Source organism: Paraburkholderia caledonica NBRC 102488 (genome assembly GCF_000685095.1).
GTDB classification, from domain to species: Bacteria; Pseudomonadota; Gammaproteobacteria; order Burkholderiales; family Burkholderiaceae; genus Paraburkholderia; species Paraburkholderia caledonica.
Genome location: NZ_BAYE01000001.1, coordinates 241,099 through 267,298 on the forward strand (window position 1 = coordinate 241,099; position 26,200 = coordinate 267,298).

General features: G+C 61.4%; 24 protein-coding genes and 6 tRNA genes. 10 read left to right on the forward strand and 20 right to left on the reverse strand.

The features are described 5' to 3' along the window. The first annotated feature begins 95 nt into the window (after window positions 1–95). On the forward strand, window positions 96–1,007 hold the full coding sequence (locus BCA01S_RS01160; protein ID WP_027775363.1) for an AraC family transcriptional regulator: 912 nt from the start codon (window positions 96–98) through the stop codon (window positions 1,005–1,007). Between the two features lie 16 nt (window positions 1,008–1,023). Here BCA01S_RS01160 and BCA01S_RS01165 read toward each other — a convergent pair whose 3' ends face one another. The 7 genes from BCA01S_RS01165 to gltX form a co-directional block, all read right to left on the reverse strand. After that, a complete protein-coding gene (locus tag BCA01S_RS01165) occupies window positions 1,024–1,488 on the reverse strand; it encodes a GNAT family N-acetyltransferase (RefSeq protein ID WP_027775364.1) in 465 nt (154 codons plus the stop codon). A 141-nt stretch (window positions 1,489–1,629) separates the two neighbouring features. Next, a tRNA-Asp gene (locus tag BCA01S_RS01170) sits at window positions 1,630–1,706 on the reverse strand. An 80-nt stretch (window positions 1,707–1,786) separates the two neighbouring features. Next, window positions 1,787–1,862: transfer RNA gene (locus tag BCA01S_RS01175), tRNA-Glu, on the reverse strand. 61 nt (window positions 1,863–1,923) lie between these two features. Then, window positions 1,924–2,000, reverse strand: a tRNA-Asp gene (locus BCA01S_RS01180). 103 nt (window positions 2,001–2,103) lie between these two features. Further along, window positions 2,104–2,179 (reverse strand) — tRNA-Glu (locus BCA01S_RS01185). 186 nt (window positions 2,180–2,365) lie between these two features. After that, a tRNA-Ala gene (locus BCA01S_RS01190) sits at window positions 2,366–2,441 on the reverse strand. A gap of 150 nt (window positions 2,442–2,591) precedes the next feature. After that, window positions 2,592–4,001, reverse strand: a complete 1,410-nt coding sequence (gene gltX, locus BCA01S_RS01195) for a glutamate--tRNA ligase (RefSeq protein ID WP_027775365.1) — start codon at window positions 3,999–4,001, stop codon at window positions 2,592–2,594. Window positions 4,002–4,096: 95 nt separating this feature from the next. Here gltX and BCA01S_RS37810 point away from each other — a divergent pair, with 95 nt between their 5' ends. Continuing rightward, window positions 4,097–4,246 (forward strand): hypothetical protein, encoded by a 150-nt coding sequence (locus tag BCA01S_RS37810; protein WP_156955016.1) that lies wholly within the window; start codon window positions 4,097–4,099, stop codon window positions 4,244–4,246. 146 nt (window positions 4,247–4,392) lie between these two features. Then, window positions 4,393–5,352, forward strand: coding sequence for a patatin-like phospholipase family protein (locus tag BCA01S_RS01205; RefSeq protein ID WP_027775366.1), 960 nt, complete (start codon window positions 4,393–4,395; stop codon window positions 5,350–5,352). 107 nt (window positions 5,353–5,459) lie between these two features. Here the strand turns inward: BCA01S_RS01205 and BCA01S_RS01210 are convergent, their stop codons facing one another. After that, entirely contained in the window at window positions 5,460–6,077 is a 618-nt protein-coding gene (locus BCA01S_RS01210) for a C40 family peptidase (RefSeq protein ID WP_244145926.1), read from the reverse strand. Between BCA01S_RS01210 and BCA01S_RS38860 the strand changes: the two genes are divergently transcribed. After that, a complete protein-coding gene (locus BCA01S_RS38860; protein WP_244145928.1) occupies window positions 6,013–6,192 on the forward strand; it encodes a hypothetical protein in 180 nt (59 codons plus the stop codon). The two genes, BCA01S_RS01210 and BCA01S_RS38860, sit on opposite strands and share 65 nt — an antisense overlap. Window positions 6,193–6,262: 70 nt before the next feature. On the opposite strand, the gene BCA01S_RS01215 is transcribed toward BCA01S_RS38860, so the two are convergent. The 5 genes from BCA01S_RS01215 to BCA01S_RS01235 all read right to left on the reverse strand — a co-directional run bounded on the left by BCA01S_RS01215 (window position 6,263) and on the right by BCA01S_RS01235 (window position 12,740). Continuing rightward, entirely contained in the window at window positions 6,263–7,867 is a 1,605-nt protein-coding gene (locus tag BCA01S_RS01215) for an ABC transporter ATP-binding protein (protein ID WP_027775368.1), read from the reverse strand. A gap of 56 nt (window positions 7,868–7,923) precedes the next feature. Then, entirely contained in the window at window positions 7,924–9,030 is a 1,107-nt protein-coding gene (locus BCA01S_RS01220; protein WP_020065586.1) for an ABC transporter permease, read from the reverse strand. Further along, window positions 9,030–10,067, reverse strand: a complete 1,038-nt coding sequence (locus BCA01S_RS01225) for a microcin C ABC transporter permease YejB (protein WP_027775369.1) — start codon at window positions 10,065–10,067, stop codon at window positions 9,030–9,032. The genes BCA01S_RS01220 and BCA01S_RS01225 overlap by 1 nt, the downstream gene beginning before the upstream one ends. 75 nt (window positions 10,068–10,142) lie before the next feature. Beyond that, entirely contained in the window at window positions 10,143–12,014 is a 1,872-nt protein-coding gene (locus BCA01S_RS01230) for an extracellular solute-binding protein (RefSeq protein ID WP_027775370.1), read from the reverse strand. 378 nt (window positions 12,015–12,392) lie between these two features. After that, window positions 12,393–12,740, reverse strand: a complete 348-nt coding sequence (locus BCA01S_RS01235) for a hypothetical protein (RefSeq protein WP_027775371.1) — start codon at window positions 12,738–12,740, stop codon at window positions 12,393–12,395. Window positions 12,741–13,065: 325 nt separating this feature from the next. Between BCA01S_RS01235 and BCA01S_RS01240 the strand changes: the two genes are divergently transcribed. The 6 genes from BCA01S_RS01240 to BCA01S_RS01265 all read left to right on the forward strand — a co-directional run bounded on the left by BCA01S_RS01240 (window position 13,066) and on the right by BCA01S_RS01265 (window position 17,788). Next, window positions 13,066–13,887 (forward strand): GntR family transcriptional regulator, encoded by an 822-nt coding sequence (locus BCA01S_RS01240; protein WP_042317757.1) that lies wholly within the window; start codon window positions 13,066–13,068, stop codon window positions 13,885–13,887. Continuing rightward, entirely contained in the window at window positions 13,884–15,623 is a 1,740-nt protein-coding gene (locus tag BCA01S_RS01245) for a fumarate reductase/succinate dehydrogenase flavoprotein subunit (protein ID WP_027775373.1), read from the forward strand. Before BCA01S_RS01240 ends, BCA01S_RS01245 begins: the two co-directional genes overlap by 4 nt. Window positions 15,624–15,635: 12 nt before the next feature. Further along, entirely contained in the window at window positions 15,636–15,881 is a 246-nt protein-coding gene (locus BCA01S_RS01250; RefSeq protein ID WP_020065580.1) for a 4Fe-4S dicluster domain-containing protein, read from the forward strand. A 39-nt stretch (window positions 15,882–15,920) separates the two neighbouring features. Continuing rightward, window positions 15,921–16,940 carry a HEAT repeat domain-containing protein gene (locus BCA01S_RS01255; protein ID WP_052369395.1) on the forward strand — a complete coding sequence of 340 codons (1,020 nt, stop codon included), beginning with the start codon at window positions 15,921–15,923 and terminating at the stop codon, window positions 16,938–16,940. Then, the gene (locus BCA01S_RS01260; RefSeq protein ID WP_027775375.1) at window positions 16,940–17,263 is read left to right on the forward strand and encodes a gamma-butyrobetaine hydroxylase-like domain-containing protein; all 324 of its coding nucleotides are present in this window, start codon (window positions 16,940–16,942) and stop codon (window positions 17,261–17,263) included. The genes BCA01S_RS01255 and BCA01S_RS01260 overlap by 1 nt, the downstream gene beginning before the upstream one ends. A gap of 156 nt (window positions 17,264–17,419) precedes the next feature. After that, on the forward strand, window positions 17,420–17,788 hold the full coding sequence (locus BCA01S_RS01265; RefSeq protein WP_156955017.1) for a hypothetical protein: 369 nt from the start codon (window positions 17,420–17,422) through the stop codon (window positions 17,786–17,788). Window positions 17,789–17,860: 72 nt separating this feature from the next. Here BCA01S_RS01265 and BCA01S_RS01270 read toward each other — a convergent pair whose 3' ends face one another. The 7 genes from BCA01S_RS01270 to cysS form a co-directional block, all read right to left on the reverse strand. Beyond that, window positions 17,861–18,508, reverse strand: a complete 648-nt coding sequence (locus BCA01S_RS01270) for a class I SAM-dependent methyltransferase (RefSeq protein ID WP_027775377.1) — start codon at window positions 18,506–18,508, stop codon at window positions 17,861–17,863. A 418-nt stretch (window positions 18,509–18,926) separates the two neighbouring features. Then, window positions 18,927–19,020: transfer RNA gene (locus tag BCA01S_RS01275), tRNA-Ser, on the reverse strand. A gap of 189 nt (window positions 19,021–19,209) precedes the next feature. Further along, a complete protein-coding gene (locus tag BCA01S_RS01280; RefSeq protein ID WP_020065575.1) occupies window positions 19,210–20,460 on the reverse strand; it encodes an aspartate kinase in 1,251 nt (416 codons plus the stop codon). 409 nt (window positions 20,461–20,869) lie between these two features. Continuing rightward, window positions 20,870–22,318, reverse strand: coding sequence for a tRNA lysidine(34) synthetase TilS (gene tilS, locus BCA01S_RS01285; RefSeq protein ID WP_027775378.1), 1,449 nt, complete (start codon window positions 22,316–22,318; stop codon window positions 20,870–20,872). Between the two features lie 59 nt (window positions 22,319–22,377). Further along, window positions 22,378–23,349 (reverse strand): acetyl-CoA carboxylase carboxyltransferase subunit alpha, encoded by a 972-nt coding sequence (locus BCA01S_RS01290; RefSeq protein WP_020065573.1) that lies wholly within the window; start codon window positions 23,347–23,349, stop codon window positions 22,378–22,380. Between the two features lie 123 nt (window positions 23,350–23,472). Beyond that, the gene (locus BCA01S_RS01295) at window positions 23,473–24,552 is read right to left on the reverse strand and encodes a DNA-3-methyladenine glycosylase family protein (protein WP_027775379.1); all 1,080 of its coding nucleotides are present in this window, start codon (window positions 24,550–24,552) and stop codon (window positions 23,473–23,475) included. 47 nt (window positions 24,553–24,599) lie between these two features. Beyond that, window positions 24,600–25,997, reverse strand: a complete 1,398-nt coding sequence (gene cysS, locus BCA01S_RS01300; protein WP_027775380.1) for a cysteine--tRNA ligase — start codon at window positions 25,995–25,997, stop codon at window positions 24,600–24,602. Window positions 25,998–26,200 lie beyond the last annotated feature (203 nt).

Here is a 26,200-nt window from a genome sequence, read left to right on the forward strand (position 1 = left end):
ATGCAACGTCCCAATCCATGCACGCTCTACAATGAGAATCCGCTCATGTTGGGCCTTGTACCCGCAGCGTTTTGTTCCGTGGATCGACTTTTGCCATGACTCCGTACGCCGGCTCGGACCGGTCCAGCTTCGTCAGCTTGACCGACACTCCGCCAGAGTTTCAGCCGAACGACACGCATCCCATTCGCGTGCGCTCGCGACCCATGCCGATGGGTTCTCACTTCGCGCGTCATACGCATGCCTGGGCGCAGGTTGCGTATGCATCGCGCGGCGTGCTGCGGGTGGCGACAACAGGCACGACGTGGATGGTGCCGCCCTCTCGCGCGATCTGGGTCCCGCCGCATGTCACGCATGAAGTGGTGGCCGTCGAAGACGCGTTCCTGCGCACGTTGTACATCACCGAAAGCACGGTGCCTGCTGGGCTCGACGCCCCACGCGTGGTCGAAGTCTCGAACCTGCTGCGCGAAGTGATCGCCGCGCTGGACACGCCTGGCATCTCGCCCGCGCGCGAGCAGTTGCTCGGCGCGCTTGCGATAGATGAGCTAACCCGTTCGGAGCCACTGCCGCTATCGGTGCCAATGCCGAACGAAAAGCGGCTGCGCGCGCTATGCGAGGCGGTAATCGCGGATCCGACGCCGGGCGAATCACTCGAACAGTGGGCGGCGAGCGTAGGAGCGAGTACGCGAACGATCGCGCGTCTCTTTCGTCAGGAGCTTGGCGTGAGTTTCTCTCAGTGGCGGCAACAGGCGATTCTTGCGCGAGCGATTCCCCTGCTGAGTCAGGGGCGGCCACTGTCGCATGTCGCGCAGGAGTTGGGCTATCAGAGCCAGAGCGCCTTTTCCGCGATGTTCCGGCGTGCGTTTGGCGAAAGCCCACGCGCGTTTATCGAGCGGGGCTCGGAGCATCGACTGGATAACGGAGGAGACCGTGACGATGCGCAGCTGAACCACGTGGACGGTCCCGTGGCACCGAACCGCGCGGACGCGGCGAGCGGCGCGGATCGCTAAACCGCCGACTGGCGGCTCAAACTCGCCGAGCGAGATGACGGATCGCGCCAAGCTGGGCAAGCCGCGGGCCGGCCAACTTGTAGCCTTTACGCTGATAGAGCCGCGCCGCGGGATTGTCGACGAACACACGCAATTGCAGTTCGCGCAGGCCGCGCTCGCGCGCCCATTGGTGGGCCATATCCAGCAGATAGGTGCCCGCGCCGAGCCGCCTGTATCCCTCGGCAATCTGCACGTCGCGGATATGAAGCGAATCGCCTTCCTGCGTGATGCGCAGCACGCCAATCGGCTTGCCCTCCATTTCGAGGATGAAATTCTCCGACTCGCGCCAACTGCCCAGAAACAGATCGCCGCGCCAGACGAGATGATGGCGCTGATAATAGCCGCCCATGTTGCTATGAGTCAGCGCCTCGGCGAACTCGAAATCATCCATGCTGGCTTTACGCAGATGGAACGATGACGGAGCTTCGGTTGGATCGAACATGGCGGCACGGCGAAGAGAAGTCGGATTAACGGTAAAACAGGCCGCGCGCGCTGGCAATGGCTGTTTGTCCCGAGCATATCCAGGCGGGACCGTCAGCGGAAACAAAAAAGCCCACTTCTTACGAAGTGGGCTTTTTTAATCTGGCGGAGCGGACGGGACTCGAACCCGCGACCCCCGGCGTGACAGGCCGGTATTCTAACCAACTGAACTACCGCTCCAGATTTTGACACCAGGCAAACAAGCTGCGCTCGTTCACCGGCAGCACCGTTCAACTTCCAACCGAACGACGCCGATTTTTTGGCGTCCCCTAGGGGATTCGAACCCCTGTACTCACCGTGAAAGGGTGATGTCCTAGGCCTCTAGACGAAGGGGACAACGTACTGCTTACACCTTTAATGAAAAAGCCCGTTCAAGTGTTTATGAACGGGCTTTGTCTGGCGGAGTGGACGGGACTCGAACCCGCGACCCCCGGCGTGACAGGCCGGTATTCTAACCGACTGAACTACCACTCCAGTCTTCACACCCTGGCTTGCGAGCGTCGGTTATTTCTCTGCAAGCTGCGCTGCTTTACTGCAAATCCGGGATTAACCCGAACACTAAAGCGACGCTGATGTTTGGCGTCCCCTAGGGGATTCGAACCCCTGTACTCACCGTGAAAGGGTGATGTCCTAGGCCTCTAGACGAAGGGGACATAATCTTTTCAGACATGTCTTTTACTCGCCGCTGATTCGGACTAACTAGCGCAACGCTAACTGCTAGATAGTTGTTCCGTCAACTGCGAAGACCGCCATTTTAACTACGATACTGCTGCTTGTGAAGTCTTTTTTGCTACAGGTTCCATGCTTCGGAACGACTTCGCTCTGCTCTTCTGCTCTGATGGTGGAGGTAAGCGGGATCGAACCGCTGACCTCTTGCATGCCATGCAAGCGCTCTCCCAGCTGAGCTATACCCCCTTGCAGAACAGAAACGAGATTCTAGAGGCCAATCTGCGCTTTGTAAATACCCTTTGAGCAATTGCATGCGACTTTTTTCCGAAGTCGCATGCAAACAAACTCAATGCATCCACGAATGCACTCAGGACCACTTGTTGGCCAATCCACGCCTCATGCCAACGCCTTTTCGATACGACCGACGACCACGTCGCGACCGAACAGCATCAGCACCATGTCAATGGACGGTGTATGCGTCGTGCCGGCCACTAGCAGTCGGACCGGCATTGCCAGTTGGGGCATCTTCAGCTTGTGCGTGCCGAGCGTCGTTTTGAGCGCAGCGGCGATCGCCTCCTTGGTCCACTCCACCGTCTTCAGCGCAGCGGCAAGGTCGCCGAGCGCCGGGCGCACCGCGTCAGTCACATGCTGCGCTAATGCCTCGGCGTCGGGAGCGGGCGTGCGATAGAACATCGCCGCGTTCTCCGCGATCTCCTTGACCGTCGACGCGCGGTCCTTCAGCAAGCCCACGACTGCCGTCAGATCGGCGCCTTGAGCGATGGTGGCCTCGTCGATACCCAGTTCCGCAAGGAACGGCCGCGCGAGTCCCGCGAGGCGGACGTTATCCGCTTCCTTGATGTAATGGGCGTTCAGCCAGTTCAGCTTGTCGTGGTCGTATTGCGCCGGGGACTTGCCCAGATGCTCGAGATCGAACCATTCGACGAACTGCTCGCGCGAGAAAATTTCCGCGTCGCCATGCGACCAGCCAAGGCGCGCCAGATAATTGACCACCGCCTCCGGCAGATAGCCGGCGTCGCGGTAACCCATCACGCTCATCGCACCGTGGCGCTTGCTCATCTTCTCGCCCTGCTCGTTGAGCACGGTCGGCAAGTGCGCGTATACCGGCGTTTCGCCGCCGAGCGCCCGCAGAATGTTGATCTGCCGCGGCGTGTTATTCACGTGGTCGTCGCCGCGAATCACATGCGTAATGCGCATGTCCAGATCGTCGACCACCACGCAGAAGTTATAGGTCGGCGTGCCGTCCGGCCGCGCGATGACGAGGTCGTCCAGTTCCTCGTTCGATATCTCGATGCGCCCTTTTACCGCATCGTCCCAAGCCACCACGCCAGTGAGCGGATTGCGGAAGCGCAGCACCGGCTGCACGCCAGCCGGCGGCTCAGGCAACACCTTGCCCGGCTCGGGGCGCCATGTGCCGTCGTAGCGCGGCTTTTCGCCGGCTTCGCGCTGACGCTCGCGCAACGCGTCGAGCTCTTCGGTCGACATGTAGCACGGGTAGACGAGCCCCGCGTCCTGCATCTGCTTCAGCACTTCGCGATAACGATCCATGCGCTGCATCTGGTAGAACGGGCCTTCGTCGAAATCGAGGCCGAGCCATTCCATGCCTTCGAGAATCGCGTCCACGGATTCGGTCGTGGAACGCTCCACGTCGGTGTCCTCGATCCGCAGCACGAAGGTTCCTTTCATCTTGCGCGCGAACGCCCACGGGTACAGCGCGGAGCGAATGTTGCCGAGGTGAATGAAGCCGGTGGGACTCGGTGCGAAACGGGTACGAACGGAGGTGGTCATTAGCGGTTACTCGAAGACTGGCGCCGACGCAGGACAAGCATCGCCCGTAAAGCGCGGCAGCGAACCGCGCCCATACGGCACGACGGCTGCCGTGCATGGACACGAAGGAATTGAAGCGAATGTCGAATTATACCTTTCGCGAGCGCGTGGCCTGCCCTCGTCCGGACGGGCTGTTGATGGCCACGGGCAGTGGCAGTGCAACGTTTCATTACCGGCCGCCGCGCGCGCGCCGCTTTGATTTATGATGTGCGCGCGCGAAAGCGGAGACGCCGCGATCCGCGCATTGAACCGCTATTTGCATTTGCCCTGACCCTTGCCTGAGCTCGGCGAGAAGTGGCCGCTCGCGCCGTACGCACCCGACGCGCCCCACGCGCCGTTGCTGGAGAACTCGTTGAAACCTTCGTCGCCTCGTTACGGCCGCCGCAATTTTTCGCTCGCGGCCGCCTCCGCGGTACTCGCCGCCTGTACCACCGCGGGCAGCAAAATCGACGGCGTGTCGTCGTCGAGCCCGGCCACGGCCACGCCTACCACGAACATGCCACCGCTCGACAAGCCGCAACGGCCCATTCGGGTCGCCCTTGCGCTAGGCGGCGGCGCTGCGCGCGGCTTCGCGCATATCGGCGTGATCAAGGCGCTGGAAGCGCGCAATGTCCAAGTCGATCTGGTGGCCGGCACGAGCGCCGGGTCGGTGGTCGGCGCGCTCTACGCGTCAGGCATGAACGGGTTCGCGCTCAACAAACTGGCGCTGAACATGGACGAAGCCTCCATTAGCGACTGGGCCATGCCGTTTCGCACGCGCGGTTTTCTGCAAGGCATCGCGCTGCAGAATTATCTGAACACAACGCTCAACAATCGCCCGATCGAGAAGATGGCGAAGCCGCTCGGCGTAGTCGCGACCGACCTGAAAACCGGCCAGCCGATCCTCTTTCAGCGCGGCAATACCGGCGTCGCAGTGCGGGCGTCGTGCAGCGTGCCGTCGATTTTCGAGCCGGTCAAAATCGGCGGGCATGAGTATGTGGACGGCGGCTTGGTGAGCCCGGTGCCGGCGTCGTTCGCACGCAAGATGGGCGCGGACTTCGTGATCGCCGTGGATATCTCGCAGCGCCCCGAAAGCGGCCTGACGGCCAGTTCGTTCGACGTGCTCATGCAAACCTTCACGATCATGGGCCAGACCATCAAGGCATATGAGCTCGATAAATACGCCGACATCGTCATCCGGCCGAATCTCGCGGCCATGAGCGGCAGCGACTTCTCGCAGCGCAATGCCGCAATTCTGGCCGGTGAGGAAGCCGTCTCGAAGATCATGCCGGAGTTGCAACGCAAGCTGGCCGCGAGCCGCGCGCAGGCCTAGGGTTACTCACGCGCAGCACGCTCAGGAATCAGACCCGCCAAAACACAAAAGCCTGCTTCAAACGAAGCAGGCTTTTTGTTGTTGCCTGAAGCGCCGGCGCAGCTAAATCAGTTGTTGCCGCCAAGCGTAGCATTCACACGTTTGCGCAGATCTTCGCCCTCCTGGTACGACGTCTCGATCCGGCGAGCACCGGTGAAACGCTTTTCCCAGTAGCCGCTATCCATGTCGTCCACGCGGATGGTGCTGCCCGTAGAGGGCGAATGCACGAACTTGTTGTCGCCGATATAGATGCCGACATGGGAGAACGTGCGGCGCATGGTGTTGAAAAACACCAGATCGCCCGGCTTCAGGTCGCTCACGCGGACCTTCTCGCCCACACGGCTCATTTCCTCGGCGCGGCGCGGCAGCGCCATGCCCAGCGTGTCCTGGAAGACGTAACGCACGAAACCGCTGCAATCCAGGCCGGAGTCAGGCGTATTGCCGCCCCAGCGGTAGCGAACGCCGATCATGTTCAGCGCGCCGACAACGACGTCGCCGGCCTTGCCGGCCATGCCAGAAAGGAACGATCGTGCGCCGCCGTCAGTGTTGCTGCTGAGCGTTTGCGAATTGGAGGAGGACGAGGAATTCGCCGGGTTGCTCGGCGAAAATGAGGCATTCTGATTGAAACTGCTGACTTCGTCGGCGAAAGCGCCGGGAGCTGCTGCGATCAAGACGCCAATGAACATCCCGGCGACGGCGCGCGTGCAAGCCTGGGTCAAATTTCTGTGCTGCATTGGTCGGTATTTTTTGCTAAAGAATCAGTGGGATACGGAAAAAAGTTTGGTCGATACTAGCCAGTAAGTATTCACGTGTCAAAACAAATAGAAAAATACAATCGAGACCCGCACCCAATTGGTGAAAGGGTGAAAAATCAGCGGTCCAATGCTGCTTTCAGGAGCTTTCGAGTGTAGGGGTGCTCAGGCGTCGCAAAGATTCTCTCAACCTCTCCACTTTCCACGATAGAACCGTTTTGCATCACCGCCACGCGGTGCGCCATCGCCCCGATCACCGCCAGATCGTGGCTGATGAAAACGAAGCCCAAGTTGTATTTCTGCTGCAACCCGGCGAGCAGTTTGAGCACTTGCTGCTGGATCGAAACGTCAAGTGCGCTAGTCGGTTCATCGAGAATCAGAATCTGCGGTTCGACCACGAGCGCCCGCGCAATGGCGATGCGCTGGCGCTGCCCGCCGGAAAACTCGTGCGGATAGCGCAGCAGCGCAGTCCGGTCCATTCCGACCTCGCGCAGCACGGCAACCACTCTGTCGCGCCGCGCTTGCGGCGTCATTTGCGGCCGGTGCAGCGCGAGCCCTTCGCCGACGATCCGCTCGATCGTCTGACGAGGCGAAAGCGAGCTGAACGGGTCCTGAAACACAACCTGCATGTTCGAGCGCAACGCGGTCTGCTCCGCGCCGCGGTAGGTGGAGAGCGCCCTGCCCTGAAACTCGATCTCGCCGTGCGCGGTCCGCTGCAACCCGAGTAACGCCATGGCGAGCGTCGACTTGCCCGAACCCGATTCCCCAACGATGCCAAGTGTCTCACCCTGACGCACCGAGACGCTCGCGTTTGCGACCGCCCGGAACCGCCCGGCCCGGAACCAGCCCGCAAATCCCGGCAGCTTCGTTCTGAAATCGACGGAAACGTCGCGGGCCTGCAGCAGCACCGGCGAAATAGGCAGCACCGGCACGACCGTGCGCTGCGGCCGGCTTTCCAGCAGCCGTTGTGTGTAAGGATGTTGCGGCGACTCGAACACCTGCTCGACCGGCCCGCTTTCGACAAGCACGCCCTTTTCCATCACCGCGATGCGCTGAGCGAAATGGCGCACGAGGTTCAGGTCGTGCGTGATCAACAGCACCGCCATGCCGCGCTTTTGCGCTTCGTCGCGTTGCAGTTCAAGGAGCAGTTCGACGATTTGCGCGCGAATCGTCACGTCGAGCGCGGTAGTCGGTTCGTCCGCGAGCAGCAGACGCGGACGGCACGCCAGCGCCATCGCGATCATCGCCCGCTGCCGCTGTCCGCCCGAAAGTTGGTGCGGGTAGCTGTTCACGCGCTTGCCCGGCTCGGGAATGCCCGTGCGGCCCAGCAGCGCGACCGCACGCTTGCGTGCTTCCGCCGGCGACACGCCGTCGTGCACGACGATCGTTTCCGCGATCTGGTCGCCGACCGTGTAGAGCGGATTGAGCGCGGTCATCGGCTCCTGAAAGATCATCGCGATGTCCGAGCCGCGCATGCCGCGCATCTCGCGCTCGCTTTTGGCAAGCAGATCCTCGCCGTCGAACCGGATCGAGCCGCTTACCTGCGCGTCGCTCAGCAGACGCAAGATCGACAGCGCGGTCACGCTTTTTCCCGAGCCCGATTCGCCGACGAGCGCGACGCGCTCGCCGCGCTGGATCGCCAGCGTGACGTCGTTCACAGCCACCGTATCGCCGAAACTCACATGCAGATGATCGAGTTCCAGCAGCGGCGCGGCATTCGCCACTTCGGCGCGGTCGTGCCCCTGCCCCTTGGGCTGTCCTGGCGCTTGCCGTTGAGCGGTCACTGATTGCCTCCAGCGCGCATTGCATCGGAGATGCGGGTATCGAGCGCATTACGCAGCGCGTCGCCCATGAAGGTAAGCAATAACAGCATCGCGACCAGCACGCCGAAAGTGGACAACGAGATCCACCACGCGTCGAGATTCGCCTTGCCCTGCGCGAGCAGTTCGCCGAGGCTCGGTGTCGGCGAAGGCACGCCGAGGCCGAGAAAGTCGAGACTGGTTAGCGCGAGAATCGCGCCGCTCATGCGAAACGGAAGGAACGTGATCACGGGCGTGAGGCTGTTGGGCAAAAGGTGCCGCCACATGATCTGCCAGTTCGACAGGCCCATCGCCCTCGCCGCGCGCACATAATCCTGCTGCCGATTACGTAAGAATTCCGCCCGCACGTAATCGGACAAGCCGATCCAGCCGAACAGGGACAGCAGCACGATCAGCAGAATGAATCCCGGTTCGAAGATCGACGAAAAAATGATCAGCAGATAGAGTTCCGGCAACGCGCTCCAGATTTCGATCAGACGTTGCCCGACAATATCGGTACGTCCTCCGAAATATCCTTGCACGGCGCCGGCAGCAATGCCGAGTATCGTTCCGATGAAAGTGAGCACGAGACCGAACTCCACGGAAACGCGGAAGCCGTACAGCAGTCGAGCGAAAACATCGCGGCCGCGGTCGTCGGTGCCGAGCCAGTTTTCACGGGAAGGCGGCGCCGGGTTCGGCGCCTTCGAGAAATAGTTCAGCGTGTCGTAGTAATAATGGTTCGGCGGATACACGGCGAAGTTGCCCGGTGCGTCGAAACGCTGCTTGATGTAGGGATCGAGGTAGTCAGCAGGCGTTGGGAAATCGCCGCCGAACGTACTCTCCGCGTAGGTCCTGAAGAGCGGGAAATAAAGGTGGCCGTCGTAGCGCACCACGAGCGGCTTGTCATTCGACCAGAGCGGGCCCGCAAGGCTCGCGGCAAAGGCCACCACAAAGATGATGAGGCTCCAGTAACCCAGACGCTGCTGGCGGAACCGTCGCCATACACGGCGCGCGGGCGAAGGCGAGACGAATGCACGCGCGGGTTCGACGCGCGCCGCTGCATCGGCTGAAAGGCGGGCTCGATTCATCAGCGCTCCAGTTGTTCGAATTGGATGCGGGGATCGACCCACACATAGCAGAGATCCGACACCAGCTTCGTCGCGAGACCGATCAACGTGAACAGGTACAGCGTGCCGAGCACGACCGGGTAATCGCGCCGCACGACCGATTCATACGACAGCAAGCCGAGACCGTCGAGCGAAAAAAGCGTTTCTATCAGCAGGCTGCCGGTGAAAAAAGCGCCGATGAACGCAGCCGGAAAGCCGACGATCAGCGGCAGCATGGCGTTGCGAAACACATGTTTCCACAGCACGCGTTTTTCGGAGAGACCCTTGGCCCGCGCGGTCAGCACGTACTGCTTGCGAATCTCGTCGAGAAACGCATTTTTCGTGAGCATCGTGATTACCGCAAAACTGCCGACTACCGAAGCCGTGATCGGCAACGCGATATGCCATAAATAGTCGAGGATCTTGCCCACGACGCTCAGTTGCGCCCAGTTATCCGACGTGAGATTGCGCAACGGAAAAAGCTGCAGGAATGTGCCGCCGCCGAACAGCACGAGCAGCAACACGCCGAGCACAAAGCCCGGAATCGCGTAACCGATCAGCACCACGAGGCTCGTCGCGATGTCGAAGCGCGAGCCGTTGCGCACCGCTTTCGCGATGCCGAGCGGCACTGAAATCAGATACGTGAGAAAGAAGGTCCATAAGCCGATGCTGATGGACACCGGCAGCTTCGATACGATCAGCGACCACACGCTCTGATGGCGGAAATAGCTCTGCCCAAGGTCGAACGTCGAGAAACGCTTGAGCATCAACACATAGCGCTCGAGCGGCGGTTTGTCGAAACCGTATAAGGCTTTCAGTTGCGCGACCTGCTGCGCGTCGACACCGTTATGCGCGCGCAAACCGAACGGCACAGCGCCCTCCGCGCCCTTGCGCAGTTCGTGCTGCATCTGTTCAACAGGGCCGCCGGGCACGAACTGGATCACGACGAACGTGAGCGTCAGCACGCCGACCAGCGTCGGGATCATCAGCAGCAGGCGTTTGAGGATGTAGCTCCACATGGCGGGTGTTTCCGTTGCGAGGGCGAGGTGTGAATAGCGATAGCCGGAACCGAATGACCAGATTGACCGACTGCGTTACTGCGGTGGTACCTGCGTTGCTACTTGCGGTTGCGCGAACCACCACGTCGACGTAATCCAGCCTTCGGCTCCATAGTACAGGGGCAGCGTGGACGGCCACGCAAGCCCGCGCTTGAACGCCACGCGATGCGTCGCGCTGTACCAGTGCGGCACGACGTAGTAGCCATGCATCAGAACGCGATCGAGCGCATGCGTCGCGTCGAGCAGTTGCTCGCGCGTCTGCGCCTGCACGAGGGCGCGCAGGATTGCGTCGACCGCGGGCGACTTCAGTCCGATCATGTTGTCAGAGCCGTTCGTGTCCGCCGCCTTGCTGCCGAAACGTTCGATCTGCTCGGAGCCAGGCACCTGTACGTCGGGCATGCGGATCGTCGTCGTGTCGAAGTCGAATGCATCCAGCCGCTTCTGGTACACGGCATAATCGGCGACGCGAAATGTTGCGGTAATGCCGAGCTTTTTCAGGTTTCGAATGAACGTCGCGACGATCGGCTCCATTTGCGCGGCCGATCCCGAGTCGTCGAGTATCTCGAACTCGAACGGCTCGCCCTTTGCGTTGCGCAGCGCACCATCGCGATACGTCCATCCCGCCTGCTGCAACAATGCGCGTGCTTGCAACAGATTCGCACGAAGAGAGCCAGGCGGGTCGGTGTCGGGCTGCTTCGGCGGCGGCCCGAAAACCGCCGGATCGAGCTTCGCGCGCCACGGTTCGAGCAACGCGAGTTCACCCGGCGACGGCAGGCCCTTGGCCTGCAGATCGGTGTTGGCAAAGAAACTGTCGATACGTGTGTACTGATTGAAGAACAACTGCCGGTTCAGCCATTGGAAGTCGAGTGCAAGATCGAGCGCCTTGCGCACGCGCACGTCCTTGAACAACGGTCGCCGCGTGTTCAACATGAAGCCCTGCATGCCCGTGCCGTTGTGCTGCGCGAACACCTTCTTGATCAGCTCGCCGCTGTCGAACTTCTTGCCGACGTCACGCCGCACCCAGTTTCGCGCGACATATTCGACGAGTGCATCGTATTCGCCGGCCTTGAACGCCTCCAGCCGCGCGACGTTATCGGAATACAGCTTGTAGACGATGCGATCGAAGTTATAAGTGCCCGCGCGCACCGGCAGTGCCGCGCCCCAATACTCCGGGTTGCGCCGGTATGTAATCGTGCGTCCGTTGTCGTAGCGCTCGATCAGATACGGGCCGCTCGTGACCGGCTTTTCGAACGCCAACTGATCGAACGGGATATGGCTGCCGTCCGGCCTCATTCCCCACTTGCGCGAGAACACCGGCATGCCGCCGGCGAGTAACGGCAACTCGCGATTGCGGTGCTGAAACTCGAACCGCACGGTGTGCGGATCGACGACCACCGCGCGGACGATCTGGCCGAAGATCGACATGAATTGCGGCGCGGCCTGCGGGCTTTTCAGTGTGTCGAGCGAATACTTGACGTCGTCCGCGGTGACCGGGTCGCCGTTCGCAAACCGTGCGCGCGGATTGATATGGAACGTGGTCGACAAGCCGTCCGGCGCGACCTTGATATCGTCGGCGAGCAGTCCATACGCGGAAGCCACTTCGTCGCTGCTGCCGGTCGTCAGACTCTCGAACAGCAGGTCGACACCGGGCGCGGTGTTCCCGCGCAAAGTGAACGGATTGAATTTGTCGAAGCTGGTGAGGCGGCTCGGATTGGCCAGCACGAGTGTGCCGCCCTTCGGCGCATTCGGATTGACGTAGTCGAAATGTTTGAAGTCGGCTGGATACTTCGGCTCGCCGTACTGCGCGATCGCATACACCGCGTGCGCCTGTGGCGCTGCGAACCAGCCGGCAGCGGCCAGCGCGCCGCACAGAATCGCGACACGGGCCCTGCGCGATGAACGGGACACGAGCGCGGGACCGACACACGAGGGCCTGAAAATCGTGCATTCATATGCACGAGGCGATGAAACCCGTCGCGAGCCAGTTGTCATAAGCGCCTTGGTGATCAGTGGGCAGTTGCGTTGTCACGGAATTCTACCCAATAAACCCGCGCTAACCGTCGCCGCGACTGTCACCTGGAGCGGCGGACGCGCGATTCGCAAATATGCCGCGATTTACTTCGCGATGCTCTCTTCCCGCACAAGCAGGCGTTTTCTCACGGAGTCGTCTGACGCGCAGTGTTGTGCGCTTACGGCAACTCCGCAGATCCGGTCGAGCGATGCGCGAGAGCATGAAAAAGCCGCCCATCGGGGCGGCTTCTTTCGTTACTACTGTTCGTGCAGCGTTCAATGCCAGCCGCGACGATGATCGTAGTGATCGCGGCCGTAGTCGTAACGGCCGGGGGGATGATGACGATACCAGTCGTCGCGCGCCCAGTAACGACGGCCGTCCCAGTAGCGGTCCCCGTGCCAGCCGATCACGACAGCCGGAGCGCCGTAATACACGGGCGCGGGCTGATACACGACTGGCGGCGGCGGGGGCGGCGGCGGCGCATACACAGGCGCCGGCGCGACATAAACCGGCGCGGGAATGCCGATGTTGACCCCGATGTTGACCCCGCCGGCCATGGCGGCACTCGACGCGCCCAACGCGATAACCCCGATCACAAGTGGAACAAAACGAGCGGACTTCATGGATTACCCTTGGAAGAATGTGTTGTTGGCGGAAATATAACGCAAGCTCGCCAGCGGCGTATTTCAACTTTGTAATAACTGATGCATAACATCGCAGCCACGGCACGACGTTACGTGTAGTTACATTCGAGACGCTTCCGAGCCGACAAAGGTCGAAATGTCGGAAGCACAGCGCGCGCTCTGACCGTTGCGGCTTGCCGCCTCCTCTGCCGCACCAACGCGATAACCCGGCTGCGCGGCCAGAAATACATAGCAGAAAAACTTGGTTTGAAGCGAGAGGCCGTCTTACTAGACTGCACATCGTCTTGTAATAACAAGTTGAGCAATGTCGCAAACGACCCTCGTGCCGGTGCCTGCCGATTCTCCAGCCTTATCGGCCGCGCCTCGTCCGCTTTACGCGCAGATCAAGGATGTCCTGCGCGAACGCATTCTCGACGGCAGCTATGCGCCGCATTCGCAGATGCCGTCGGAACACGAACTGTGCCGCCTGTTCGACGTGAGCCGCATTACCGTGCGCCAGGCACTCGGCGATCTGCACAAGGAAGGCTGGCTGTTCAAGGTGCATGGCAAGGGCACGTTCGTCTCGAAGCCCAAGGCGTATCAGAACGTCGCTTCGCTGCAGGGCTTTGCGGAAGCCATGTCGTCGATGGGCCATGAAATCGTCAACCAGTTGCGCAGTTGCAGAACCGTCGAAGCCGGGCGCCACATTGCCGCGCGCCTGAACATTGCGGAGGGCGCGCCTGTCACCGAGATCCATCGTGTCCGGCTACTCAATCGCGAGCCGGTATCGCTCGAACTGACCTGGGTTCCGCTGACGCTCGGCAAGCGCCTCGCGAACGCGGACCTTACGACACGCGACATATTTTCGATCCTCGAAAACGACTGCGGTGTGCCGCTAGGTCATGCCGATGTGTCCATCGACGCAATACTTGCCCACGACGACATCGTCGATGCATTGCGCGTCGAAGAAGGCAGCCCGGTGTTGCGTATCGAGCGTCTCACGCATGACGCGTCGGGTCGGCCGGTCGATTTCGAATACCTGTACTTCCGCGGCGACGCCTTTCAGTACCGGCTGCGTATCGACCGCGCAAAAGACCTGAAAAAAGGCCCGAAAAAGAGCAGCAAAAACGCAATGGAGGCGCAATGAACACACATGTACTCGACTATGACGTCGTGGTGGTCGGCGGTGGAACGGCGGGCCCGATGGCCGCGATCAAGGCGAAGGAGCGCGATCCGTCGCTAAAGGTATTGCTGCTCGAGAAAGCCAACGTGAAGCGCAGCGGCGCGATCTCGATGGGCATGGACGGTCTGAACAACGCCGTGATTCCCGGCCATGCGACGCCCGAACAGTACACACGCGAGATCACGATTGCAAACGACGGCATCGTGGATCAGGAAGCCGTGTACTCATACGCGCGCCATAGTTTCACGACGATTGAGGAACTGGACCGCTGGGGCGTCAAGTTCGAAAAGGACGGCAATGGCGACTATGCGGTTAAGAAGGTGCATCACATGGGTTCGTACGTGCTGCCGATGCCCGAGGGTCACGACATCAAGAAAGTGCTGTACAGGCAGCTTAAACGCGCACGCGTGGCGATCACCAACCGCATTGTCGCCACGCGGCTATTGACCGACTCGCAAGGGCGCGTTTGCGGCGTGCTGGGGTTCGATTGCCGCTCGGCCGACTTCTACGTGGTGCGTGCAAAAGCCGTGATCCTGTGTTGCGGTGCCGCGGGAAGGCTCGGGTTGCCCGCATCGGGCTATCTGATGGGCACATACGAAAACCCGACCAATGCCGGCGACGGCTACGCCATGGCCTATCACGCGGGCGCCGCACTGGCGAACCTCGAATGCTTCCAGATCAACCCGCTCATCAAAGACTATAACGGCCCCGCTTGCGCATATGTGACCGGCCCACTCGGTGGGTTCACCGCAAATGGCAAGGGCGAACGCTTCATCGAATGCGATTACTGGAGCGGCCAGATGATGTGGGAGTTCTATCAGGAACTGCAAAGCGGCAACGGGCCTGTGTTTCTCAAACTCGACCATCTCGCGGAAGAAACGATCCAGACGATCGAACAGATTCTGCACACGAACGAGCGTCCGAGCCGCGGCCGCTTTCACGAAGGACGAGGCACCGATTACCGCACGCAGATGATCGAGATGCACATTTCGGAAATCGGCTTTTGCAGCGGACACAGTGCTTCCGGCGTGTACGTCAATGCGCGCGCGGAGACCACCGTGCCGGGCCTCTATGCCGCTGGCGACATGGCCGCAGTGCCGCACAACTACATGCTCGGCGCGTTTACCTACGGATGGTTCGCGGGTCACAACGCGGCAGAATACGTATCGGGCCGCGAACACGGCGCCGTCGACCAAGAACAGATCGACGCCGAACGCACGCGCATTTATGCGCCGCTCAAGCGCGAGAACGGTATTGCGCCAGCGCAGGTCGAGTACAAGTTGCGCCGCATGGTCAACGATTACCTGCAACCGCCGAAGGTGACACGCAAGATGGAAATCGGCCTGCAACGCTTTGCAGAAATCACTGAGGATATCGAATCGATATCGGCCACGCATCCGCACGAACTGATGCGTGCGGCAGAAGTTCGCGCCATACGCGATTGCGCGGAAATGGCCGCACGTGCGTCGCTTTTTCGAACCGAGAGCCGCTGGGGTCTTTACCACCATCGCGTGGATTATCCACAGCGCGACGACGAGCAATGGTTCTGCCATACGCATCTGCGCAAGGACGCCAATGGCCGCATGACGAGCGAAAAGCGTGCGGTCGAGCCGTATATTGTCGCGCTCGACGAAAACGAACGCGATGCCTATCGCAGCCTGCGCATCGGCGAGCCCGCGCTCGACCCCGCAACCGCCTGACGGAGTAATCCGATGTCTTTTACGCCACACGATATTTTCCAGCGCAGTTCAGCCCCCGTCACGATCGATGAAAGCAAGTGCATTGCTGAAAAAGGCTGCACGGTATGCGTCGATGTTTGCCCGCTCGATCTGCTTGCAATCGACATGAAAAAAGGCAAGGCGTATATGCAGTTTGACGAGTGCTGGTACTGCATGCCTTGCGAACAGGATTGTCCGACGGGCGCTGTGAAAGTGTCCATTCCGTATCTTCTGCGTTGAGCGATGCGCGAAGTTCCTCCTCTTCATTCACGTCCATTCATGCCCCACGCGACCAGCCCAACCGACCCGAACCATCCGGGCGATCCGCTGAATACTATCGCCGGAGAAGCAGTCGCCCTGCTGTCACGGCTCGCCGACAACGATGCCGTCGTGCGCCGCATTGCGCTGATCGAACTCGCCGATCTCGAGGATGCCTGCGTGATAGCGCCCATCGTCGCGGCATTACGGCGCGACACCTCGCCCGAGGTGCGCGCCGAGGCGGCCCGTTTGCTCGCTTCATGGGAGCGCGACGACGTGGTGAGCGCTCTGTGCAACGCATTGCTCGATCGTGACACACAGGTTCGCGCGAGCGCCGCACAGAGCCTGTCGGAACTCAAGCAGCCGTCCTCTGGCGCGATACTGCTCGACTGGTTGAAGCAACCCGACCCATTCGTGCGATCGGCGTTGTTGCGCGCGCTGCGCGAACTCCGCGTGACGGACGCGCTCGCACCCGCGCTGCAGGCACTCACCGACGCGGACGCCGACGTGCGCGCCGAAGCCGTCGGCGTGTTGGGATGGTTGAAGAATTCGATTGCGCTTAACCCGTTGGCATCCGTTGCGACCGGCGACGCCGATGCATCGATCCGGCGCGCTGCGACAGCGGCGCTCGGCTTCGCGCCGCCGGCCCACGCCGAGACAACCGCAGCGCTCCTCACCGCCCTGCACGACGACGCCTGGCAGGTGCGCGAAGTAGCTGCCACGACGCTCGGCAAACTGCGCGTCGCCGAATCGCGCAACGCGCTGATCGAAGCGCTCGACGACACCTACTGGCAAGTACGTTTGCGAGCACTGCGCGCGTTGGGTCAGATCGGCGACGCCGCCAGCGCAACGCACGTCGCCGCCCTGCTCTCTCATCCGGTTAGCAATGTGCGGAAGGAAGCCGCGCTTGCGCTCGGCGAAATCGGCGAAATCAGCGATGCGCAGATGCTCACAGCTCTCGAAGCTGCAGGAACCGACGCGGACCCGGAAGTACGCAAGGCAGTGCGGATCGCGCTGACCCAGATCGCCGGGCGCCGGTGATGAACGCGCCCGAGCTGGTGGCGATCGACGCGGCTAGCGCACGCCTATCCATGCGCTGGCCGGACGGTGCGGTCTGCGAGTTGCCGTTTGCGTTGCTGCGCTCGGCATGTATGTGTGCACAGTGTCGCAAGCGCAAGCTCGATGGAGAGACGCCGTTATCGTCACCCTACGTGAAGCTGCTCGACGCGCGGCCGTCGGGTTACGGTCTGCAACTGGTGTTCGACGACGGACATGAGCGCGGAATCTTCCCGTGGATTTATCTGGAGCGGCTCGCAAGGGATCAGCAGAACGCGGCGGATCATCAGCAATCGAGAACGCTATAGCGGGAGCCGCCCGGTTAAATGAGAATCCTCCCATTTTTGCGACGCACTCGCGCACAGATACTCGTCGATCAGACAGGCGCACCGGCGCACATAACGATGAGACAGGCAATGAAAGTGTTTTTGTTGAGCGACCTCGTCGCTCACGAACTGGTGTCCATGCAGATCGACGAGAAGTGGCTCTCATTTGCGCATTTCACAGAGTCGGCGCAGCTTTGGGTCTCGCGTCATGCACCTGAACTTGAGCTTTCGGAAGCGTTCCTTCAGGAGATCGAACTTGAGGTTCTGCAGATTGCAACCCAACTCTCCGACAACCCGATGGCTCAGGAAGACTACTTGCAATCACCACGCCGATTCGACGATCTTCTGACAGCCAACTACACGCATCCTCTGGGCGAACAAGCGCTGTCCGCAACGCTTGCGGCGTGTCGCGAAAAGGGTTCCTGCGGTGCTATATGCGCAGCACTGAATGACCGCGCGCCGCGCAAGGCGCCGCTTTCCGTGACCACGCGGCTGCGCAGGCCTTGACTTGTCGGCAAGCTGTTCCGTGCCGCAGGCGGTGTACCGATGCAGTGCCTAATCTCCGGTTCAAACTTGATCTCAGTGACCATCACATATTGATTTCGTAAGCGTGATGCGTTTCCTGAAGGCGAGTCGCGTCCATGTCACTCCGCTATTGCGGTTTGTCTGTTGGATCGGCGGCGTTGCAACACAAAGCACAGCTTGCAAACCCGCAACGCGTGCAAGCTCGATCGTTTCTTCTGGCGCCACGTCGAACATGCGTCGCCCGCGCGGAACGGGCCCATGGCGCAGCGACATGATCGACACGCCATCGTCTCGCAGAAGAGAACTTGCGTTCGGCATAGCACGGCACCGCTGTTCGTAATCGAGATGCATCCATACCGCGGTCAGCATTACCGCCTCGAAAGCTTCGTTCATCGAAGTAATAATGCGCAGATCGGGAAGACTGTCGTCAATCCATTCGATGCGCGATGACCGGTGCAAATTGATGGCTGCAGTCCGCAGTTCGCTGACCGGTTCGACGGCTACCACCGTGTGCCCCATCGCCGCTAGCGCAGCCGCATCCGTTCCGATCCCCGCACCAATGTCGAGGACGCGCGACGGAGCGTCCGGCAACACATGTACAACCTGAGAGTGGTGGTCGGCGAATGAGATGCTCTGCCATCGCCGGATAAGGCTCTCCGCTTCTTGCGCATAGCCTTCGGTGCCACTGACCTTAACGAGCATTGACAGTGCCTCGTTTCGACGGGTTTGCCGGATCGTCCGCCTTGCCTTTCAAGCTGGCTCCAAGCAGGCGCATCTAGCGAAAAGCAGCTTCTAGGTGCCGTGTTCGCGCGGTTGTACGACGCGGGGCCGGGAACGTGCCACGAGCGGCCGGGCGTTACACCGGCTGCTATGTCCGCGCCACTGTGTCGGGCGATTTCTCCGACCATACGCTGGCGAGTGATGCGGACCTTCACACCTGCAAAGCAGGCACCCGTGGGTGCTTATTTTGCGCCGTTCTCGCTGACGCGGCATGGGCGAGGTTGCGAAACGTTGGCACAACGCATACGGGTGCATTTCGCACGTTGAGCCCTCCCCTTGTGCGACCGACAAAACAAAAACCCCGTAAGTCTTCCGACTTACGGGGTTTCGCCACCATCACTGGCGGAGACGGAGGGATTCGAACCCTCGATCCAGGTTTTGGCCCAGATGCTCCCTTAGCAGGGGAGTGCCTTCGACCTCTCGGCCACGTCTCCCAAACTTTCGGTCGCGCAGGGAGTCAGCGCGACGAAGCCAAGATAATAGCGGGCCGAACAGCCAAGGTCAATGTCTGACGAACGCTTTTTGTGCCAATCTCGTCATTGAATTGCCATTTTGTTCGCGCAGCCGCACAAACAGACATCAACGAGCGCAGTGCTTCTGTACGCCCCGGCGTTTGCGACGAATTACGCCTGATCCAGTTCGAACGCCTTATGCAGCGCGCGCACCGCGAGCTCCATGTACTTCTCGTCGATCAGCACCGAAATCTTGATTTCGGACGTGGAGATCATCTGGATATTGATGCCCTCTTCCGACAGCGTGCGGAACATCGTGCTCGCGATGCCCACGTGCGAACGCATGCCCACGCCCACCACCGAGACCTTCGACACCTTCGGATCGCCCAGCACCTGCTCGGCCTGAACGTGGCCCTTCACCTGGTTCGTGAGAATGTCCATGGCGCGCTGATAATCGCCGCGGCCCACCGTGAACGTGAAAGCCGTTTTGCCTTCGACGCTCTGGTTCTGGATGATCATGTCGACGTCGATGTTCGCGTCCGCCACCGGGCCGAGAATCTGATACGCAATGCCCGGCTTGTCGGGCACACCCATCACGGCGATGCGAGCTTCGTCGCGCTGAAACGCGATACCCGAGATGACTGCTTTTTCCATGGTCTCGTCTTCTTCAAAAGTAATCAGGGTGCCCGACTTCATTTCAGCGTCGAGCGGGATGAGCGGATCGGTCAGGCTCGACAGCACGCGCGTCTTGACCTGATATTTGCCGGCGAATTCCACCGAGCGGATCTGCAACACCTTGGAACCCAGGCTTGCCATTTCCAGCATTTCTTCGAACGTCACGCGGTCGAGGCGGCGTGCCTCTTCGACCACGCGCGGGTCGGTGGTGTACACGCCGTCGACGTCCGTATAAATCAGGCACTCGTCCGCCTTCAACGCAGCAGCGACCGCGACCGCCGAGGTATCGGAACCGCCGCGGCCGAGCGTGGTGATATTGCCGTCAGGATCGATACCCTGGAAGCCCGTGATCACCACCACCTTGCCCGCGTCGAGATCGCGCAGAACGCGTTCGCCGTCGATCTCGCTGATGCGCGCTTTGGTGAACGCACTGTCTGTCCTGACCGGCACTTGCCAGCCGGCGTAGCTGACCGCGTCGACGCCGGCTTCCTGCAACGCGATGGCGAGCAGACCCGAACTGACCTGCTCGCCCGTGGCGGCGATCATGTCGAGTTCGCGCGGGCTGGGCTGGGTCGTGATCTCTTTCGCGAGGCCGAGCAGACGGTTCGTTTCGCCGGACATTGCCGACGGCACGACTACCATCTTGTGACCGGCCTTATGCCATTTCGCGACGCGCTTGGCGACGTTCTTGATGCGCTCGACCGAGCCCATCGAAGTGCCGCCGTATTTATGTACGATGAGTGCCATTGTCGTTCTGAACTGGAGGAGAAACCGCGCTGGCGCGCTCGCGACGACCGCACAAAAGCACAGGGGCGCAACGTCTCGTGAACGGCGGCAAAGTGTGTGGCGGCGTAGATGCAGCGCGCGTGCAGCACGCGCGGATTTGCCCGTGATTGATCGCTAATGGCTTACCGGAAAATTCGGATCACGATCGGAAAACCGACAAAAGCGACGGCAAAAGCGGGTCGGGCAAACAAGTTAACGTACCCGATCGTACGCAAAAAGACAAGCCGCGCAGCCCGCGGCGACGCTTGCAACGCCGCCGGCAAACGCTTGCAGCGCGCACCTCAGCACCTTTTTTCGTCGCCTCGTTCGAACCGGTACTCGCGCCCTATTTGAAGACTCAACGGTGGTGACCGTGCGACCGACCGGCCGGTCAGGCGATCAGCAGATCCTCGCGCCAGACGATCGTTATGCAGGCCTCGTCGGGCGGCATTTTTGCCGGCAACGCCGCGCGATTGACGCCGAGCAACGGCACGAACAGCAGTTCATCGCCGATATACAGCAGCGGCACTTCGCGCTTCCATGCGGGAATGCCGCGTTCCTGGAACAGGTTCTTCAGCGTCCGACTCGGCGCGCCGGGCGCATCGCTCGTGCGCAGGCGTTCGCCGCCGCTGCGCGCACGCGCGCTGAGCAACTCACGCTGTAAGACACTAATGGGAATCGCATCGGATAAAGCAGTGCTAGTCGACGGAGCCGCCTCTACCGCTTCAAACACGAACGTGCCGCGCCATTGCGGCAAACGCCACGTCGCTTCGCCGTGCCAGGCAAGTTCGCTGACCTCGCGTTCGACGATCGCCGACTCGTCGGCGGGGTCGCTGCTATCGCCGGCTTCCCAGTACACGAGTCCCCGATAGCTGCGCAACGCGTGCCCTGCGTGGTCGATACGCAAGCGGTGTCCATCGCCGCCCGCGCCTACTTCACGCAGTTGACGCAGCGCGTCGCCAAGACGCGCGCTCGATGCGGCGACGAAGCCCTGCGAGCGCATCCAGTAGCGCATCAGGTTGAGCGCGCGGTCGTCGTCGAGCGCGATGAGTGCGTCGTGAGAGAGCGCCCGGCCGTCGTCGCGCGAGACGATGTCGAGGTCGATACGCGCCAGTTCGTCCAGCAAGCGTTGCGCCGCCGCGGCGTGCGACGCGGTGCGGGCGAGCGCATCGCGGAAACCGGGAAAGTGCACGGCCAACGCAGGCGTGACGTGGTGGCGCAGCGCGTTGCGTGCATAGCGCGTGTCCGCGTTCGATTCGTCGTCGATCCAGCGCAGATGGCGCACGCTCGCGTATTGTTCGAGTTGCGCACGCAGCAGATGAAGCAAGGGCCGCACGCGCACCGCCGCTGCACCCGAAGGCGAAGACTCCCGCGCCATGGCCGCGAGACCTGCGAGGCCAGCGCCGCGCAGCAGTTGCAGCAGCACGGTTTCGGCCTGATCGTCCGCATGCTGCGCGAGCCATAGCGAATGAACGCCATGCTCTGCGCAAAGCGCGTCAAGCGCGCGATAGCGGGCCTCGCGCGCGGCGGCCTCCACGCTGACACCTGCATCGCGCGACACCTCGACGCGCCGCACCGCGAACTCGACGCCGCGTTCCAGCGCAAACGCATCACAATGCGCGAGCCACGCATCGGCGTTCGCGCTCAAGCCGTGATGCACATGAAGCGCCACGCAACGCGACGCGCCCGCAACACGCACGGCTGCATCGAGCAGCACGCTCGAATCGACGCCGCCGCTGAACGCGACCGCAATCCGGGCGTGAGAAGGCAAAGCGGCAAGCGCGGCGCTGATCGCCTCGAGAACGAGGCGATCAGCGGGCGATTCGGCTGGAGGAGTCACGTCGTTCGGCGCAGTATTAACGCGTCATGCGCCGATGGACAAAGGGAGAACGCACGGGCTTAGGCGCCCGGCGTCGTCTCCTTGAACTTGCCGTATGACATCAGGCGTTCGAAACGGCGTTGACGCAGGTCATTGATGCTCATGCCCTGGAACTGGCGCAGCGAATCGGCAAGCGCGCGGCGCAGCATGGCAGCCATGCCCTTCGGATCGCGATGCGCGCCGCCGAGCGGCTCGTTGACGATCTTGTCGATCAGGCCGAGCGCTTTCAGACGATGCGCGGTGAGGCCGAGCGCTTCCGCTGCTTCCGGCGCTTTCGCCGCGCTCTTCCACAGAATCGACGCGCAGCCTTCCGGCGAGATCACCGAATAGGTCGAAAATTGCAGCATCAGCACGCTGTCGCCGACCGCGATGGCCAGTGCGCCGCCCGAACCGCCTTCGCCGATGATGGTTGCGATCAGCGGCGTTTTCAGTTCTGCCATCACATACAGGTTGCGGCCGATGGCTTCCGACTGCCCGCGCTCTTCGGCACCGATGCCGGGATAAGCGCCCGGCGTATCGATGAACGTGAAAATCGGCAGGCTGAATTTTTCGGCGAGACGCATGAGACGCTCGGCCTTGCGATAGCCTTCAGGACGCGGCATGCCGAAGTTGCGCAGCGCGCGCTCTTTCGTGTCGCGACCCTTCTGATGACCGATCACCATGCAGGCCTGACCGTTGAAACGCGCGAGGCCGCCCACGATCGACAGGTCGTCCGCATAGTGGCGGTCGCCGTGCAGTTCGTGGAAATCGGTGAAGAGCTCATTCACATAGTCGAATGTGTACGGGCGCTGCGGATGCCGGGCGATTTGCGAAACCTGCCACGGCGTGAGGTTCGCGTACAGATCTTTGGTGAGCTGCTGGCTTTTCTTGGACAGCCGCTCGATCTCTTCCGAAATATCGACGGCCGAATCGTCCTGCACGAAGCGCAATTCTTCGATCTTTGCTTCGAGTTCAGCGATCGGCTGTTCGAAATCCAGAAAGGTGGTCTTCATTGGTTTTAATCCTTGGACTTACCGGCAGCGCGTATTCTAACCGCGCTCGCCGATGTCTAAACCACTTCGCAACTATCAAAATCCAACAATTGATAGCTGCAAAGCGGCATCGCTTCGATTGTTTCAGTAGGCGACCGGCAATGGGTCAAGACTACGCCACATGTACCAGGTGGCGACGGTGCGCCACGGCTCCCAGTTCGCTGCGACCTCGCGCGCTTCGCTGCGCGTGACGGGCTCGCCGCTAAAATAATTGACGCTGATCGCGCGAATCAGACCGAGGTCGTCGAGCGGCAGCACGTCCGGACGCGACAGGTTGAAGATCAGGAACATCTCCGCAGTCCAGCGGCCGATGCCGCGAATTTGCGTGAGTTCGGCGATCACCGCCTCGTCTTCCATCGACCTCCACTTGCCGACGTGCAGCGCACCGGAAACGAAGTGCTGCGCGAGATCGAGCACGTACTCCGCCTTGCGTCTCGACAAGCCGCAGGCGGTCAGCTTTTCCTGTCCCAGCTTGATGAACTGCTGCGGCACGAGCTTCGGACACGCGGCCGCGACTTTCGCCCAAACGGCCTGTGCGGACGCCACCGAAATCTGCTGACCGACGACCGAGCGCGCGAGCGTGACAAACGGGTCGCCCCGACTCAGAAGATGCACCGGACCGAACTTCGGAATCAGCTTCTTCAGAATACGATCGCGCTTGACGAGATCGGCGCACGCCTTGTCCCAGTAGTCGGGACGCGTCACTTCGGGCGCGAGGCCGCCGATCTGCACCGGCACCGCGACTTCGCTTGCGCTCGCCGCTTCGCCGCCCGCCGCGGACGACGCACGCGTCTTGCGCACGATCTCGCCTGCCTCGCCCTCTTGCGCCTTCGCGACGCGCGCGATTTCCTGCACGTCGCCTGCAAGTTCCGCGGGCAATGCGCCGTTGCTGCTGCCGCTATCCGAGCGCGACGTTCTGCCCGACGATGCTTTCCCGCGTTTCGCAACCGGCGCGTGCACGGACGTGCCGTTGAGCGCACGTTTGACCGCGGTCTTTTTCGACGCGCCGGCCGCGGTTTTCGCCGCCGCCCCCGCGCCTTTCGACGATGCCTCTTTCACCGCGCCGCTCGCCGTGCGAGCCGACGTTCGAGTCGACTTCGGTGCGGCTGCTGCGTTTGTTTGAGACGTGGCTCGTTTAGCCGGCGTCTTCGTGGCCGTTGCCATCCTGCCTCCTGCCTGGCGAGTCGTTCAGAGGGAAGTACGAGGTGCGCTCACACGCGCCGCCACTCGGTCAACCCGCCGGGTTTGTCTTCAAGTGCAACGCCGGCCTCGAGCAATTCGGCCCGGATCCGGTCTGCTGCCGCATAGTCTTTCGCCTGCTTGGCGGCCACGCGCTCGGCGATCTTCGCTTCGATCGCGGCGGGTTCCAGCGCGCCCTGTACCGCGGCGCCCGCTGCCTGCTGCAGGTATGCACGCGGCTCGCGCCCGAGCAACCCGAGCACCGCGCCGAGCGAGCGCAATTGACGGGCCAGCGCGGGGTCGCGCGTGCGATTTACTTCAGTTGCCAACTCGAACAACACCGACACTGCAACCGGCGTGTTGAAGTCGTCATTCATTGCTGCCTGGAAACGTTGGGCATGCATTTCGTTCCAGTCGAGCGCGGCGCCGTCCGGCGTGACGTCCTTCAGCGCGGTGTACAAACGGCCGAGGGCGTTGCGGGCGTCGTCGATATGCACGTCGCTGTAATTCAACGGCGAACGGTAATGCGCGCGTGCGATGAAAAAACGCACGACCTCGGCATCGTACTGCGCCAATACTTCGCGAATCGTAAAGAAATTATTCAACGACTTCGACATCTTCTCATTGTCGATCTGCACGTAGCCGTTGTGCATCCAGTAGTTCACGAAGGTTTGACCGGTAGCAGCTTCGCTCTGCGCGATTTCGTTTTCGTGGTGCGGAAACTGCAAGTCCTGCCCGCCGCCATGAATGTCGAAGCGCTCGCCAAGCAACGTGCAACCCATAGCCGAGCATTCGATATGCCAACCGGGACGGCCACGGCCATACTTCGAATCCCATCCGGTGTCGGCGGGCTCGCCGGCCTTCGACTGCTTCCACAACACGAAGTCGAGCGGGTCTTCTTTCGCGTCGTTTGCGGCAACGCGCTCGCCCGCGCGCAAATCTTCCAGCGACTTGCCGGAAAGCTTGCCGTAGCCCGCAAACTTGCGCACCGCGTAATTCACGTCGCCGTCGCTCGCCTGATACGCGTAGCCGTTCGCTTCGAGCTTCTCGATCATGCCCAGCATCTGAGGAATGAAGTCGGTGGCGCGTGGCTCGATGTCGGGCCGCGCGATGCCGAGCGCGTCCGCGTCTTCATGCAATGCATGGATGAAGCGATCGGTGAGCGACTTGATCGTCTCGCCGTTTTCGACGGCGCGGCGGATGATCTTGTCGTCGATGTCCGTGATATTGCGCACGTACGTTACCTGGTAGCCGAGCGTGCGCAACCACCGCTGCACGATGTCGAATACGACCATCACGCGCGCATGACCGACGTGACAATAGTCGTACACGGTCATCCCGCAGACGTACATCCGCACGACGCCTGCTTGCAGGGGCACGAAAGTTTGCTTGTCACGCGCGAGCGTGTTGTAGATGCGCAGTGATTCCATAGAGAACGGTGCGTGGGCCGAAAGAAATCCGCAATGTGTTTCGTGCGTGCCGTCCAGCAAACACAGGACGGTCGGGACGAACTGTTGCCTGACTATTACCTGACTCCAAGCCGGGCTGTTGCTTGACTGTTGCTTGACTATTTACCCGACTGAGTCTGGCTATGTCCGGCTGTCGCCCGACTGTTGAAACACGCACAGCAGCA